At 66.6% G+C, this 14,423-nt stretch carries 8 protein-coding genes; 5 read left to right on the forward strand and 3 right to left on the reverse strand.

Annotation, left to right across the window (positions count from 1 at the left end; genetic code table 11):
• The 4 genes from ACJ73U_RS10365 to ACJ73U_RS10380 all read left to right on the forward strand — a co-directional run.
• A partial coding sequence (locus ACJ73U_RS10365) for a hypothetical protein (protein WP_407777340.1) occupies positions 1–2,044 on the forward strand: 2,044 nt, incomplete at its 5' end.
• Positions 2,045–2,123: 79 nt separating this feature from the next.
• Entirely contained in the window at positions 2,124–2,759 is a 636-nt protein-coding gene (locus ACJ73U_RS10370; RefSeq protein ID WP_407777341.1) for a hypothetical protein, read from the forward strand.
• Positions 2,759–5,965, forward strand: a complete 3,207-nt coding sequence (locus ACJ73U_RS10375; protein ID WP_407777342.1) for an ATP-binding protein — start codon at positions 2,759–2,761, stop codon at positions 5,963–5,965. The genes ACJ73U_RS10370 and ACJ73U_RS10375 overlap by 1 nt, the downstream gene beginning before the upstream one ends.
• 815 nt (positions 5,966–6,780) lie before the next feature.
• Positions 6,781–6,990 carry a hypothetical protein gene (locus tag ACJ73U_RS10380; RefSeq protein WP_407777343.1) on the forward strand — a complete coding sequence of 70 codons (210 nt, stop codon included), beginning with the start codon at positions 6,781–6,783 and terminating at the stop codon, positions 6,988–6,990.
• Between the two features lie 2 nt (positions 6,991–6,992).
• Here ACJ73U_RS10380 and ACJ73U_RS10385 read toward each other — a convergent pair whose 3' ends face one another.
• On the reverse strand, positions 6,993–7,922 hold the full coding sequence (locus tag ACJ73U_RS10385; RefSeq protein ID WP_407777344.1) for a hypothetical protein: 930 nt from the start codon (positions 7,920–7,922) through the stop codon (positions 6,993–6,995).
• Complete coding sequence (locus ACJ73U_RS10390) at positions 7,922–12,274, reverse strand: AAA domain-containing protein (RefSeq protein WP_407777345.1); 4,353 nt, start codon at positions 12,272–12,274, stop codon at positions 7,922–7,924. Before ACJ73U_RS10390 ends, ACJ73U_RS10385 begins: the two co-directional genes overlap by 1 nt.
• Before the next feature lie 345 nt (positions 12,275–12,619).
• On the opposite strand from ACJ73U_RS10390, the gene ACJ73U_RS10395 reads away from it, so the two are divergent.
• Positions 12,620–12,808 carry a hypothetical protein gene (locus tag ACJ73U_RS10395; RefSeq protein ID WP_407777346.1) on the forward strand — a complete coding sequence of 63 codons (189 nt, stop codon included), beginning with the start codon at positions 12,620–12,622 and terminating at the stop codon, positions 12,806–12,808.
• A 387-nt stretch (positions 12,809–13,195) separates the two neighbouring features.
• Here the strand turns inward: ACJ73U_RS10395 and ACJ73U_RS10400 are convergent, their stop codons facing one another.
• A complete protein-coding gene (locus ACJ73U_RS10400; protein WP_407777347.1) occupies positions 13,196–13,600 on the reverse strand; it encodes a transposase in 405 nt (134 codons plus the stop codon).
• Positions 13,601–14,423 lie beyond the last annotated feature (823 nt).

Raw genomic sequence — 14,423 nt, forward strand, 5'->3', positions numbered from 1 at the left:
GCCGTCCGGGCACGGGTTCAGGGAACTACCGACCAGTACCGTCAGCGACGCGTTACGTGGTAAGCGACCGGTGAAGAAGGATCTTCTGGAAAGCCTGCTCAAGGCGTGGCGGGTGCCTGCAGCCGAATGCGCGAAGGTGGTTGATGCGTGGCAGCGGATCAATGCTACGGTGGGGCAGGGGCCTGCCAATGCGCCACGCGTCAATGAGGTTTCCCCGCGTGAACTCGGTGTTCACCCAGCGATTTCCGTCGCGGGCGCGCACGGCGAACTACCCGCGTACATACCGCGCGACTTCGACGAGACGCTCCGCGACCTGATCGCCCAGGGTGTCGATCGCGGGTGCTTTGTCCTCCTGGTCGGTGGATCGTCCTGGGGTAAGACCCGCTCGCTCTACGAGGCGGTAAGTGATGTCGTACCTGACTGGTGGCTGATACAGCCGGCGAAAACCCAGGAGATCCACGACCTATGCGCAGCGCCGACCGAGCGCACCGTGTTGTGGCTGGACGAATTCAACCGCTATCTGGGTACCGATCCGCCGCTGCTCAAGGCACACATGGTTACGCTGGTTCGGACGACCGGCATGATCGTGGTGGGCACCCTCTGGCCGGAGGACTACTTCAAGTGCAAGCGCCTATCGGCGGACGGTGGCAACCTCCATGCCGAGGATCGCCGGCTCCTCGACTTCGCCGACGTGATCCCCGTACCGGGCACTTTTTCCCCGACCGAGCGGAATGAGGCCACGAAGAAGGCGGCGGAAGACCGCAGGATCGAAGTCGCCCTCTCGGTGTTGGACGCGGGGATCACCCAGGTACTGGCCGCAGGCCCCGACCTGGTGATTCTGTGGGAACAAGCGGGCGCGTACGGCAAAGCCATGATCTCGGCCGCCGCAGACGCACGTCGCCTCGGCGTGCGGAGCCCTCTTCCAGCTGAGGTGTTGACCGACGCGATGGTGGACTACCTCACCCCAGCCCAGCGCTCGGCGCCGGTCGAAACGTGGCGGGATGAGGCGTTGGGGCCCGCCACCAGACGGCTGCACGGTGAGGTGTCGGCGCTCATTCCGATGGCCAGCGAGCAGCCCGGCAGTGCGGTCGGGTACGTGGTCGCCGACTACCTCGCCCAGCATATCGGCTCAGAACGCCGCGTTCATTGCCCACCGGACAGCCTGTGGCGTGCGCTGGTGACTAACGTCAACGACTCGGACGACCTGCGTCACCTGGCCAGCACGGCACTCGCCCGAATGCGCTACCAGTACGCGGAGCAGGCGCTCCGACGGCTCGTACTGGACGGCGACGGTGCCGCGCTGACCAAGCTCGTCGCGTTGTTGCGCCGCCAGGACCGGATCGCAGAGGCGATCACGCTGGTGGACACCTGGCAGGCAGCCCATCCGGATGACCAGCGACAGGGCCTCTACGCCGAGCTGGTCCGGGTGGGGCGCCGGGCCGAGGAGTTTCGGCAGCGAGCGGCGAGCGACATACGTGCGGCGGAACGGCTGGCAGAGCTGCTCGCGGATGGCGGGCGCGCCGACGCGCTGCGGACGCGCGCCGCGGCGGGCGACGCGGTCGCGCTCGAAGATCTGGCCGAGTTGCTGGCCGACCGAGGATGCGTCGACGAGTTGCGCGAACTGGCGAGCGGGGGGAATGTGTTCGTCGGGCAGCGTCTTGCCGAACTGTTGGGGAGTCTCGGCAGGGAGAAGGATCTCCAGCGACGAGTGGACGCCGGCGACCAGATCGCCGGTCTCTACCTGGACCGGCTGCGGGAGCGGAACGTCAATGCGGGACCGCACGAAGCGGAACTTGCCCAACTGCGGGCGGCGGCGGACGGTGGCGACCAGGACGCCGCGTCCGAGTTGGGCGCGTTGCTGTTCGACGCTCGTGATCAGGAAGCCCTGCTGGCCGAGGTGAATGCGGGCACCTACCAGGCTGTCGAGCGCTATCTCGCTCTGCTCACCGCCGACCCGGCGGTTGACCGCGGCAAGGTCCGCCGAATCCTGCTCTTCGGGCTGCGCGCGGACGGACTGCCCGGTGGGTTGGGAGCGGATGGATGACGGGCCGAAAGGGGCCCGCGATCACGACGGGACGAGTACGCGGGGCAGGTCACCGATGTGAACCGGGGAAAGGAACAGCATGGCCAATGACAGCCTGACGCCGTCCGACAGTGCGACTCTCATTGCCCTGATGGCTGAGGCGCGCACGGTGCTCAACACCGAACTCGTCGAGCTGTACGGAATTGACGTGATCAAGGATCGTCGGGAGAAGCTCAATCGGTTACATCTTGTCCGTAGTCAGAGATCGGGCCGCACCTACTCGCACGAACTGACGGATGAGGGTTGGGTGTTGGTTCAGAAGGACCTGGACGTCAGCAGTCCGAAAGCGCGGGCTATCGGGGGGGCGCTGGCCGCGCTGCATTTAAATCTGCTGAATCGTGTGCTGTCCCGTACCGGATATCACAACCTGACCGAGATGTTCTCGCGCACGGACATCGCGCCGCCTGAGCCGTCGGCCAACCTGGAGCTTCGCCTCCGCAACGCGTATGCCGCGCTTGCGACCCAGCCCGGGGCGTGGGTGGCCCTGGCACGGCTCCGGCCGTTCTTCGAGGACATGCCGAGAGCCGATGTGGACGCGGCGCTGCGCCGACTGAGCCAGGCGCCGGATGTCGACCTGGTGCCGGAGGAGAACCAGAAGTCGTTGACCGAGGTCGACCGAACCGCGGCGATACGCCTGGGGCGCCAGGACAGGCATCTGTTGGCGATTGGGGTGTGATGAACGACGCGGAACGGGCCGCCCTAGCGTCCCTCAGATTCAACTGGGCAGCGGTGCCCGACGATGTGTGGCGGCCCATGCGGTTCCATGTGGACGGGCTGCACGCGGGCGTCGTCCAGGCGGTACGCGGTGGTCTCGATGAGGCTGCCGCCAGCGAGAGCGGTAGTCCGATCGGCCTGGCGCTCCAAGGGCAGCGTGGCTCCGGCAAGACACATCTGCTCGGCTGGTTGCGCCACCAGGTACAGGAGGGCGGTGGGTACTTCTTCCTGGTGAGCGTGCTCAGCGCACAGCGCTTCTGGGTCAGCGTGCTGACCTCGATGCTGGACGGGTTGGCCCGTCCCGTACCCGACAGCGAGTCCCAGTTGCTGCTGCTGATGCGGCGGCTGTCAGCCAGAGTGGGGGCTCCCCGTGCCGTTCGCCGTGCCTTCATGGGCGAGACCGCGCTGACAAGGGAGGCGCTGGACCTCTTCATCGAAGCACTGGCCGCGGTCGACGAGTACATCGTTCGGACGAGCCAGGAGACCGCGCGTGCCCTGGCACTCAGCGCCTCGGCCGACCTGGCCCACCGTGAGATCGCCGACAACTACTTCGTGTGCGGCGAGGAGGCGCTCCCGGGTGAACGCGCGGTGTGGGGAATGCGCCGCGCCCCGCGTACCGCCGAGGAGATAGTCCAGGAGCTGTCCCGGCTCCTGGCGTTGACCGGCCCGGCGGTGATGGCGGTCGACCAGGTAGACGTGCTGCTGGCGCAGTCGGCGCTGGGTGCCGATGAGGCGCACCTGCCAGAGACGAATGCGGCGTACTCGTACGATCCAGTGGTTCTGGAGGGAATCGCCGGTGGACTCATGTCGCTACGCGAACGCACCCGCCGGACGTTGACCGTGGTGGCCTGTCTCCCCACCACCTGGACGGAGATCAAGACGAAGGCCACAGCCACCGTGCGCGACCGGTTCCGGGAAGCACCTCGGCTGACCACCATCAAGAGGAAGGATCTCGCGCGCGAGATCATCGCCCGCCGGTTCGAGATGTTCTTCAACGCCGTCGGCTTCGTACCGCCGTACCCCACCTGGCCGGTACGGCCCGAAGCGTTCCACGATGCGGGCGAGTTCACGCCTCGGCAACTGCTGATCACCATCGATGAGCACATTCGAGCCTGCCTGCTCTCCGGCACCGTCGTCGAACTGACTCGACTCGATGGGCCACGGGGCAACGCGCCGGTATCGACCGTCCCTGCACCGGTGTCCACCGCGGACGCGAGAATGCTGGCCGAGTACGACGCCCGTTTCGAGGCGTTGCAGGACACCGCCGATGTCATGACGCCACTGGAGGCCGACACCGAGGATCTGTTGATGCCGAGGTTGCTCGAAGCCGGGCTGACTGCGTGGATCCTGGAGCGGGGCGAAGGAGGCGCGGCGTTCAGTGTGGATCCGCTGCCCAGCGCGAAGCCCGCGTTGCACGCCAGGTTGCGCCTGAACCTCGATGAGCGCACCGAGGATCAGGTGCACTGGTGTTTCCGTGCGATCAGCGACAAACACCACGGCAACGCGGCGCTCAACCGGCTACGCCTGGCCGACAGCGCAGCCGGTCTGGACAGCAAGGTGACCAAACGGAAGCTCTTCCTGCTCCGGAACGAGTCCTGGTCCAGGGGCACCGCGACTCAGCGGCTGCTTAGGGAGATGACGTCGCGGGGCGGGCGGACGATGCCGCTGGACCACGAGGACCTGCGAGTCCTCACCGCGCTTCGTGCGCTCCTGGACGGGGATCCGAGCGGGATACAGCCATGGCTGGCCGCACGTCGCCCCACCCGGCACCTCACTGTGTTGCGGGACGCGTTGGCGGACGTCGAATCGTGGCTTCCCGCTGGCCGGGGAGCCGAGTCCTCGCGGCCCAAGCCGGTGGATGAGGCTGTGGCGCAGGAGACCCCACAGCCCGTGGATACTACGATCGCCGCGCCGACCGCTGGCTCAACGTTGGTCGTGGGGCATGACTTTGACACGGGGCAGCCCGTGCAACTCGAAGTCGAAGCGCTGCGCAAGCACATGACGATCTTCGCGGGATCCGGTTCAGGGAAGACAGTCCTGATCCGCAGGCTGGTCGAGGAGTGCGCGCTGCAAGGCGTCTCGTCCATCGTGTTGGATCCGAACAACGACCTGGCCCGACTTGGCGACGCCTGGCCGGAGCCACCACCGCAGTGGGGCGACGGCGACGTGGCGAAGGCCGCCGACTACCTGGAGCACACCGACGTCGTGGTGTGGACGCCACGACGGGAGGCCGGTCGTCCGCTGAGCTTCCAGCCGCTGCCCGACTTCGGCGCCACCCTTGATGACCCCGACGAGTTCGCCGAAGCCGTGGAGGCGGCCGTCGCCTCTCTCGCACCGCGGGCGATGCTGGGTGGACGGAGCACCAAGGCGCACCTGGGGAATGCGGTCCTGCGCCGCGCCGTCGAGCACTTCGGCAGGCGCGGCGGCACCCGGTTGAAGGGTCTTATCGACACACTCGCCGACCTCCCGGACGGCATCGTCGACCTGGCCGAAGCCGACAAGATCGGTCTCGGACTGGCGCAGGCACTCACCGCCACGATGGTCAATGACCCGCTGTTCGGCGGAACGGGTACCCCCGTCGACGCCGGCCTGCTGCTCACCCCTAAACCGGGCAAGCGCGCCAGAGTCTCGGTCATCAGCCTTATCGGGTTGCCATCCGATGAGGTTCGTCAGAGTTTCGTGAACCAGTTGCAGATGGCGCTGTTCGCGTGGATCAAGAAGCATCCGGCCGGCGATCGCCCCTTGCTCGGCCTGCTGGTCATGGATGAAGCGCAGACACTGGCCCCGTCAGGTGCCATGACCGCGTGCACACAGAGCACGTTGGCGCTAGCCTCTCAGGCACGCAAGTACGGGCTCGGCCTGATCTTCGCCACGCAGGCGCCCAAGGCTCTGCACAACCGCATCCCAGGCAACGCGGCCACTCAGTTCTACGGTCTGCTCAACAGCCCGATCCAGGTGGAAGCGGCTCGGGACATGGCCAAGGCCAAGGGCGGCGACGTGCCAGACGTGTCACGGCTGAGCAGCGGCGAGTTCTACCTGGCCGCTGAGGGTGCGGCGCCACGCAAACTTCGTACCCCCTTGTGCCTCAGCTACCACCCGCGCAGCCCGCTGACGAAAGAGGAGGTTCTCGCCCGCGCACTGGCCGGGACAACCATCCCGCCCGGGTGAACGGGTGACTCGGCCGTTCACCACGCATCGCCTATGTCCGATCACATCGCCCGACTGGAGGAGCTCGCCCGGAGAATGCGTCGAACGTACCCCCACCGGCGGTTGTGGCCGGATCTTGTGTCTGCTAGCACCGTGAACAAACGCAGCAGTGCGAGGTGCGTGTCGTGCGACCGAAGGAGCCGCTGCGCTACCCGGGCCAAACGCTGATCACCCAGGAAGTGCTGCCGCAGAATGCGGCCAGCTGCGCCGACACTGCGCAGTGCACCACGTCGCGTTCGAGTGGGCGGCTCTGACCACATGAAGGGCCCGTGTCAAGTGCGCTGGGTCGATGGGGGAGTGGGAGCCAAATGGGAGAGTCGATTGTGCCGTAGGTGCGGTGAACAGCGCTGAAGCGCGGGTAACGGCACCCGGTTCACCTGGCGGTTCTCTGTTTCCGCAGGTCAAAGGCGTGTTCGGGCGTCCCTGGGGGTCAAGGGGTCGCAGGTTCAAATCCTGTCAGCCCGACGGTCGCAAGATGTCCGCTGATCACGGACCAGGTCAGCGGGCATTTTCGTGTGATTGATTTGATCTTGTTCTGACTGTCCACATTGGTCTGTACTGGTGGGTAACCGCCCCAGTGGGAGGATTTTGGGAGGATCGGTAGCCCGGCGACGAAATGGTGTCGCGTTCGCAGTCGCAAACCGCCATCCCTAACGGGTGAACTTGGCGACGGGGTCGACGTCGGGCTGTGTTGGTGAACAGTGCGGCACCCCGTTGCAGCGGCGATGACACCGCGTAGACCCTCTGCTCTGCAGGAGCAGGTCCGGCAGCCGCCGGTGGCGGTCGACAACCGTCTGGGCGGGGGAGGATTCCAGTCCGCCTCCTTTCATCAGGCCCCCGGTTCCCGAGCGGTACGCAAGATCTCACCGGTTGAAGGTCAGTTCTCAGCCGATGACGACGTGGATGCCCTGCGTGCGGCCATGCGGCAGTTGGTCAACGACGTCGACCAGCAGTTCGACCTGCACCGTTCCTCCATTCCCGAGTGACGTCAGCTGGACTTGCTCCGACTCCCCCACGGCCCGGGGGTGTCTCCTGACGGAGCCGGACGGCGTTCGCCCGGACCGTCCGGCCGTGTCCGGCCTAGGTCGTTGGCGGTACCCACGAACACCGGCCAGTACATGTCCACGGTGTCCTCGTCCGGCGAACGTTCGAGCTTGCGCTGTGCGTTGGGGTGCACTAGGTTGCGGAAGTCACGCACCGCGCTGGCGATCCGGTACGCGTCCGTGTCTATCCACTTGAGACGGTGTGCCACGTAGATCAGTGCCTGGAGGGACAGCTTGTCCGCCCGGGGGGCGGGCCGGATGTTCTCGGCCTTCGCCTCCGGTTCGTCCCAGATGGACTCGGGGATCGGCCGGTTCTCCGCAGCGTCGAGCAGCAGGCCCTCGAGCAGGCTGCCCAGCAGAACCATCGCCGCCAGGTGACAGCCGCTCGCGCGGCACTTCTCGACTTCGACCACACGCTGCTCCAGGACGGCCACCAGCCGTCGGTCCGTGACGATCTCGCTGATCGAGTACTGCAGCTTCTGCCGGCTGATGTCCATCGGGAGGTCCGGCGGTGTCGCACGCCCGGCCCGCACGACCGGGTGCAGATTCACGTCCAGTTCGATGTGCAGGTTCTCGACCTCGAGCAGGTGGTTGAGGTGCTCGAGGACTTCGTCGGCGGATGCCCGGTCCTGCCGGTACTCGCGGGGGTCGGCCATCCGCTTCAGAACCTGCTCGATCGCTGCGCCGTCATCGTGACGACGCAGCAGCTGGGCGATCGTCCACGCCTTACGGCTCTCACCGTCGTACTCGCCCACGTCCCAGCCGGCCCGCCGGAAGAAGCCGAGGAGCGCTTTCACTCCCCGGTAGTACTGCTTACCGTCGGCGCAGATCAGTTCCGCAATCGCGACCAGGGTCTGCTCGTCGATCGGCTCCACTATTGCTCCTCTCCCGAGCCGGCCTGGGATTCGTCCAGGGTTTGCCAGACGGTGGCCAGTGCCTTATCCGGGTTCAGGACGAACTGGCTGTGGGCGACCCGGCAAAACGGCCAGCCCGCTCGACGCAGTTCACGCAGCGCCTCGTCGGCTTTCCTGCGGCGTTCGGTCGGGAGCCCGGTGTGTTCGTCGCACAGCACGGCGACGGACCGGTTCCGCAGGCGCACGACGATGTCGAGCCGACGGCCGCCGATGTCCACTCCGACGTCGGCGTCGTGGCCACGGGCCCGGAGGCGCAGGTACACCTGCTGCACGAACAGTGACCGGAACGGATCGACGCGGCGGGTAGCCGGGACCCGGGCAGGATCGAGGATCTCGCGTCCGTCCTTTTCGGGTTCTCCGTAAGCGCTTAGCATGCGGTAGCGGATGTCGTCGCTGTCCATGTCGGGGCCAAGGGACGTGATGAGCCAGAGCTGGTCCCTCGCCCGGCTTACGGCCACGTTCAGGTTCTGCTCGTATCGCTGATCGTTGCGAAGAGTCCTCGTCTGTCCGGCGACGACGGTCGCGACCAGCATGACGTCCCGTTCGTCGCCCTGGAAGTTCTTGGCGTCACCGACTCGGATGTCTCGCTTCTCGATCTCCGACGTCGCGATCCGCTTACCGAGGAGGCCACGGATCATCTTGATCTGCCGGACGCTCTGCAGGGCGATGATCCCGAAAGACTTGCCCGCGTAGGCCGGGTCTTCAAGGCAGCTCTCCAAGATCGCGACGACGCACTCTGCCTCGGGACCATTGGTCATGTTCTCCGAGACTCCGGTGGTGCGCCCGTCGGCGACGAACTGGATCTGGACCGGCTCCAGCCGGTCGGCGCCGTGTTGCCGCAGAGGAACCAGCTGGCCGTCGTAGTACTGCCGCGAGGGCCAGGCGATGATCTCCGGCATGCACCGAAAGTGCTCCCGCAACCGGACGACTGCGGGAAAGGCGCTGCTCAGGATGTTGTACAGGTTCCCGGTCGGGAGCAGCATCTCGCGCACGTGGTCGGGCAGGTCCGGGAAGTCGGCCCGCAGGCGCTCGGTGACCCCGTCCAGCAGCCGCGGAGAGGAGAACGGCGTGCACTGCTTGTCGTCACCGACCACGATGACGCGCGGCGCGAGCCACAGCAGGAACAGGGCGGTTGGTTCGGCCTGGCTCGCCTCGTCGACGATGACGACGTCGAAGCTGTTGGCCTGGGCGGGCAGCAGCTCGGCAACCTGCCCGATGGTCATCACCCAGGCCGGCACGGCCTCCTTGGCGGCATTCATCGCCGACCGCGCGGACTTCCGGTGCTGCCCGGCGTGCCCGCCCTTGCCGTGCTGCCGTCTCGCGAAGAACTCGAAAGACTTCAGCCCGCGTTTCGCTTCTTCCTTCATCGTCTGCAGGCAGGTCGCCCAGGCCTTGGCCGTCGCGAGTTCCGCCGTCGCGGTGAGCAGCTGTGCCTTGGCGTCGGCCAGGTCGTTCTCCCGTTCGGCGTCGAGACCCGGCTGGTGCCAGAGGCGCAGGAACCGGTCGGCGACCGCCCATGCCCAAGCCCGGTCGATCACCGACAGCCGCTTCGCCCAGTCCTCGTCGTGCGAAGTCGTCTCCAGCGAGGACAGAAGCCGCTCGTGTCCTTCCGCCAGCGGGGTGCGCAGCCGCAGCAAGCGCTGGTGGGCCTCGATGGTGCGGCGCGCGTTCTCCACCGCGGCAATGGCGAGGTCGAATTCCGGCGCGTCCCGCCGGTCGAGAGCGGCCGCAAGATCCTGTAGCTCCGACGCCACGCCGGGCTGCTCGGCGGTGCGGGTCAGCCAGGTGCTCAGCTTGGCGAGGTACACCTCTCGCGGGACGGCATCGATGCGGTGCCGGGCGAGGGACGTCGCGTCCCGGAAGGTGAGCCACTGCTCGCGGGTCGACAGAACCGCGAGGATGCCGTGATTGGTGAGCGAGTTCCGCAGGCCTGAGGTGAGCTGCCCAAGCTCGCGCAGCACTGGAAGGACGCTTTCGGCTTCAGCCAGCCAGCGGAGGCGATCCGAGGCACTCGTCAACGGTCCCGGGATCTCCGCCACGAAGCTCCAGGCGTGCTCGACCTCGGTGAGGGTCACCACGATGTCCAAGACGTCGTGGACTGCGCCGGCGGCTTCTTCGGTCAACGGCTCACGGTCCCGGTACGTGCACCGCTCCCGCAGGGCCTGCGTGTCCCGTCCGAGTGCGGTCAGCCGCCGAAGCCAGCGTGTGCGCACGGCCTGCCGGTTCCGCAGACTGCGGAGCAGAATTGCCGCTTGGTCACGGAGATCTCGCAGCGCCAGCTGGTCGTGCTCGGGACACCGCACGTCCCTCAGCAACGGGTTCCGCCAACGCGACGAAAGGCCCTCCACCATCGCAGGCCGGACCATGACGTCGTGCCAGGCACTGAGATTGGTGCCGCCGAGCAGATCACCGACAGCTCCCTCGATCCAGTGCTCGCCCGAGCCGGCGGCGCGCTGGTGAAGGTGCCGGACGATCTCGATCACTCGATCGAGGGAGTCGGACCACCGGCCCAACTCGGCGGAGTCGACGCCGCGACAACGGTCCGCCAGATCACAGGCTTCGTCGCCGACGTCAGGCGGGAGCAGGTCAGCGAACAGCCTGCCTGCCTGCTCCACCGCGTCGACATGCTCGCGCGGCGGAACGAACTCGGCCGCGCGGACCGGGCCGTCCGGATGCGCCTGGATCAGAGTGCGCAGTTCGGCGAGTTCCAACGAGGTCAGCGGGCAGTGCACAGGTGCGTCCGCGGCCAGCGGCGGGAACCATTCGAAGCCATCGCTCCGCTCTTGGACCAGCGAAGCGATTTCCGCCAGACGACCGCTATAACCGTCGGCAACGGCGGGATGATCGATGTGCTCCGCTTCGCGCAGGTGCGCGAGGGCGGACTCGGCATCCACCGCCCGCTGCCGCGCCGCGGCCCAGCGCTCGTGAGCTGCGTCGACGCGCTCGCGTGCTTGGACGGCATCCGTACCGCTGACGTACTCCGACATCGCCCGGACGCTCGCCTCCAAATCCCCTCCGCCGTCCTTTGCTCCGACCAGGGAAACGCACAAGTTCCGCATGTCCGAGGGAAGCTTTCCGCGCAGAACGCGAAGTGGCTGCTCACGCTGGCTGACGACCAGCACTCGCATCCCTTCGGCCAGCATCGCGGTGAGGAAGTTGGCGATAGTGTGGGTCTTGCCGGTTCCCGGCGGTCCCTGGACGACGGCGCCGTTGTCCTGCCGCACGCGGTCGAGGACGAGCCGCTGCTCCCGGTTGTGCTCACGCGAGAAAAGGGGGTCCGCGCCGAGTGTCTTGGCGGACCCGCCCGCGGCCGCCAGCCACGCCTCCTGTTCGGCCGACGTCAAGTCGCGCAGGATTTGGACCAGCGCCTGCGGCACTACCACAGTGGGATCGCGCAGTGTGTCCAGGACATCGTCGAGAAAGCCGGCGATGCTGGTGCGATCCCGCCGGCGCACTACGATCGCCGGGGCCGCCGACACCGACAGCTTCCCGGCGTGGTCGTCACCGGGCGGCCGCGTCTCGGGGCTGTAGGGCAGCGAGTCCGGCAGCAAGCGCTGGCTCCAGTCGGTGAGCCACTTCGCGGCGCCTTCGTCGGTCGGCAGCAGATCTGAGTTTTCGACGTCACCCCGGATGTCGTCGACCTGCCCCAGTCGTTGCCCCAGCGCCGGGACGAGAAATCGCCGGTCCTCCATGGCCAGGACCGCGTTCTCGTCGGCCCCGATGGTCACTCCGGCGTAGCGCTCATCCATCCGGGCGAACAACCGCCTGACCAGCAGGTGGCGCCTGACGCGGCGGCCTGTTTCGTCGGTACCGGACACGAGGCCGGCGCAGAGAACGAGTTCGAACTCGTCGTCCTGGTTCGCGAGTTGCTCGGCGACCTCGCGAAACTGTTCGTACAGGTCACGATGTGGCTGCGCCGCCTCGATCTCAGCCAGCCACCCCTTCCGGGCGGTCAGCGCCGCGTCGTAGGCCGCAGCGAGCGCGACGTCTGTCTCCATCCGGTCGGCCAGCAGGGGCGGCACCTCGGGTTCCGGCATTTCCTGGTCCATCCACTGCCCAGGTGATACGTACCCGGTCAATTCCGAAGGGAGCGCGGGGGGAGTCCGCAGCAGGACCTGGTCGACGGCGAGGAATCCGCCATCCGCACCTGGCTGCGTGCGGGGCACCACACCCGCGGGCAGCTCCGCGAGCCACCACGTCTTGTCGAACTTCTCGAGATCGTAGGTGTCGGCCTTGGTCGTCGCCGCCATGTCGCGGAGGTACTCGACCAGCTTGGTCACCTCACGGCGGACGTTCGGGTCGTTCGGACGCATCCAGTCCCCATCGCCACACCCGTCCCCTCTCGACGGGCAGTAAGCCAGAATCCGGCAGCGTCGGCCGTCAGATCAAGGCAAGATTGGAAAAGGGCCCGGAATGTAGTACCGGCATGCACTACCGGTAGTCGGTTCAAGCTTCGAAACCACTACTCCGGACGACTTGGACACGATCTGGACGTCGGCGGTGTCAGAAGCTCGATCCCCTCGTCTGCTCGATCCCCGGAAAGGTTGCCAGCCCCGCCCATGATCCGCTCACGACGCAAGACGTCCGCCGCACTCCGGTTGAGAAGGCCCGACTCGGGCGACCGGAACCTGCAGCGGTTCCGGAGGCACCACCGCAGTTTGGCCGATTTCATGGTCGGCACCGTGCTCATCGTCGCAGTCGCCGGAGGCATCGACAACGACGATCCTTTGTTCGCCCTCTCGCTGGCAATCGTCTGCGTCCCGCCGGTGCTGATCCTCATCGTCGGGCTGCTCGCGAACATTGACGCCTGCCCGCCGAGGTCCGTAACCAGGTCGGGCTCCTGTTGAGGAACGCTGGCGACGGGAGCACTCGGCCTTCTGATCACCCTCGTCCAGGCGGTCGCGGGTACAACTGTCTTCAACTCGGCCCGCGCATTGGAACTCACGATCGCGACCGTCGCCGGCCGCGCGCCATCGAGGCACATTTCCTGGTGAAACGTCACCTCCCGAACCATCGCCGACGGGATTCGCCGCAAGCGAGAGGTCTACGCACCGTGAAGCAGCTGACTGGCTCGGGAGTTGCACTCAGGCGTCGGCAAGGATGCCCCGCGCGCCCGCGGCGGGACGCTTAACGACACGCCAGTCGGTTCACTTCCACGCCTCCATCAAATCCGGGGCGGTTCAGTCGGTGATCTTGCTCGTGTCGGAGTCAGGTGTTGACGGCTCGCCAGGATTTCAGTCGGGGGATCTCGTGTTCGTCCAGGAAGTCTTGGAAGGCGGTCGGCAGTCGGGATGAGGTTGCTTCGCCGGATGGTGGTAGACCGCTGATAGGCCGCTGAGGCGTTCGATGTTCATGGCGATCGCGGTGAAGACGTGTTGCAGGTGGGCCTTGGGCTGTCCTCGGTAGCGGCAGCGGCGCATGCCGTGTCCGTGGGCGAACTCGTTGATGGTGCTTTCCACTCCGGAACGAATTGCGTATCGGGCCTGCCAGTCGGGGGTTTGCTGTTTGGCGTGGATGCGGAGTTGCAGGTCGCGGAGTTCTCGTGGGGGAAAGTCCACGTTCCGGGCGCCGTCACGAGAAGTGGTGCACTGGATGCGGACCGGGCAGGGCTGGCACTGGCCCTTGGTGAACCGGGCCACGATCAGCGGGGCGGCGGTGGGTGAGGAGGTTGGGTAGGGCCGTGCCAGCCTCTGCTGACCTGTCCTTGGGGGCAGGTCACTTGCTGCCGATCGAAGTCGATGGGGAAGTTGTCTCGGTCGGCGGTCCTTGGTGCGGCACGAGCGGTTCATCCGTGATGAAGCAGAAGGAGAAAATCGGGAGAGTTCACCATGCCGCTGACGGCGTAAACTGTGTCAAACGGATCTGAACAGTCCTACTGTATGCAGGGAGTTCTCTGTTTGCGCAGGTCAGGGGATTGCAGCAACGACGCTGGGGGATAGGTCCACTTGCCGTGAGGTCAAGGGGTCGCCTCTTCGGCTCAAGCTGTGTTGAGGCGAGGCGCGCTCGTGGAGAGAATATCGCCTTGTCGATGCCTGTGCACTGCGAGGCGTGTGTACTGGCCAGACTGATCGGGGCTTCTCGTGAGTCGATGGTCGAGGCCTGGGTCGCGTCGGAGAGTCGGCGCCTGGCGTTCCGGAGACGGCGGCGGGCGGTCGTCCGCTCGCAAACCTGCTGGTCAGGCTGCTGGCGAGCAGCCTTCAATCGACTCGTTGAGCTTCTTGACGATACCGCCAGACGCTCGTTGTTGTCCTTCCTGGCTGACGTCGCTGGTTGGTCATCGAGCCTGGCTGGATGCGGACGATTGCACCTCCGGAACCCGCCTGGAAACCGCGCGCGCCTGAGCCGTTCCCGCAACCGTGCCCACCGCTCCCCGTGAGTCGGCTATAAAGATCAGTGGGAGACAAAGGGGGACGGCATGTCACATGGTTCGCACCGGCGCGTCGCGATCGTCGGCCTTACCGC

The sequence above is a fragment of the Actinophytocola sp. genome (assembly GCF_045807065.1).
Lineage (GTDB): Bacteria > Actinomycetota > Actinomycetes > Mycobacteriales > Pseudonocardiaceae > Actinophytocola.

Excerpts from the sequence above, each read along its gene's own strand:
- ACJ73U_RS10370 (WP_407777341.1), top strand. The coding sequence starts at position 2,124 with ATGGCCAATGACAGCCTGACGCCGTCCGACAGTGCGACTCTCATTGCC.
- ACJ73U_RS10375 (WP_407777342.1), top strand. The coding sequence starts at position 2,759 with ATGAACGACGCGGAACGGGCCGCCCTAGCGTCCCTCAGATTCAACTGG.
- ACJ73U_RS10390 (WP_407777345.1), bottom strand. The coding sequence starts at position 12,274 with ATGCGTCCGAACGACCCGAACGTCCGCCGTGAGGTGACCAAGCTGGTC.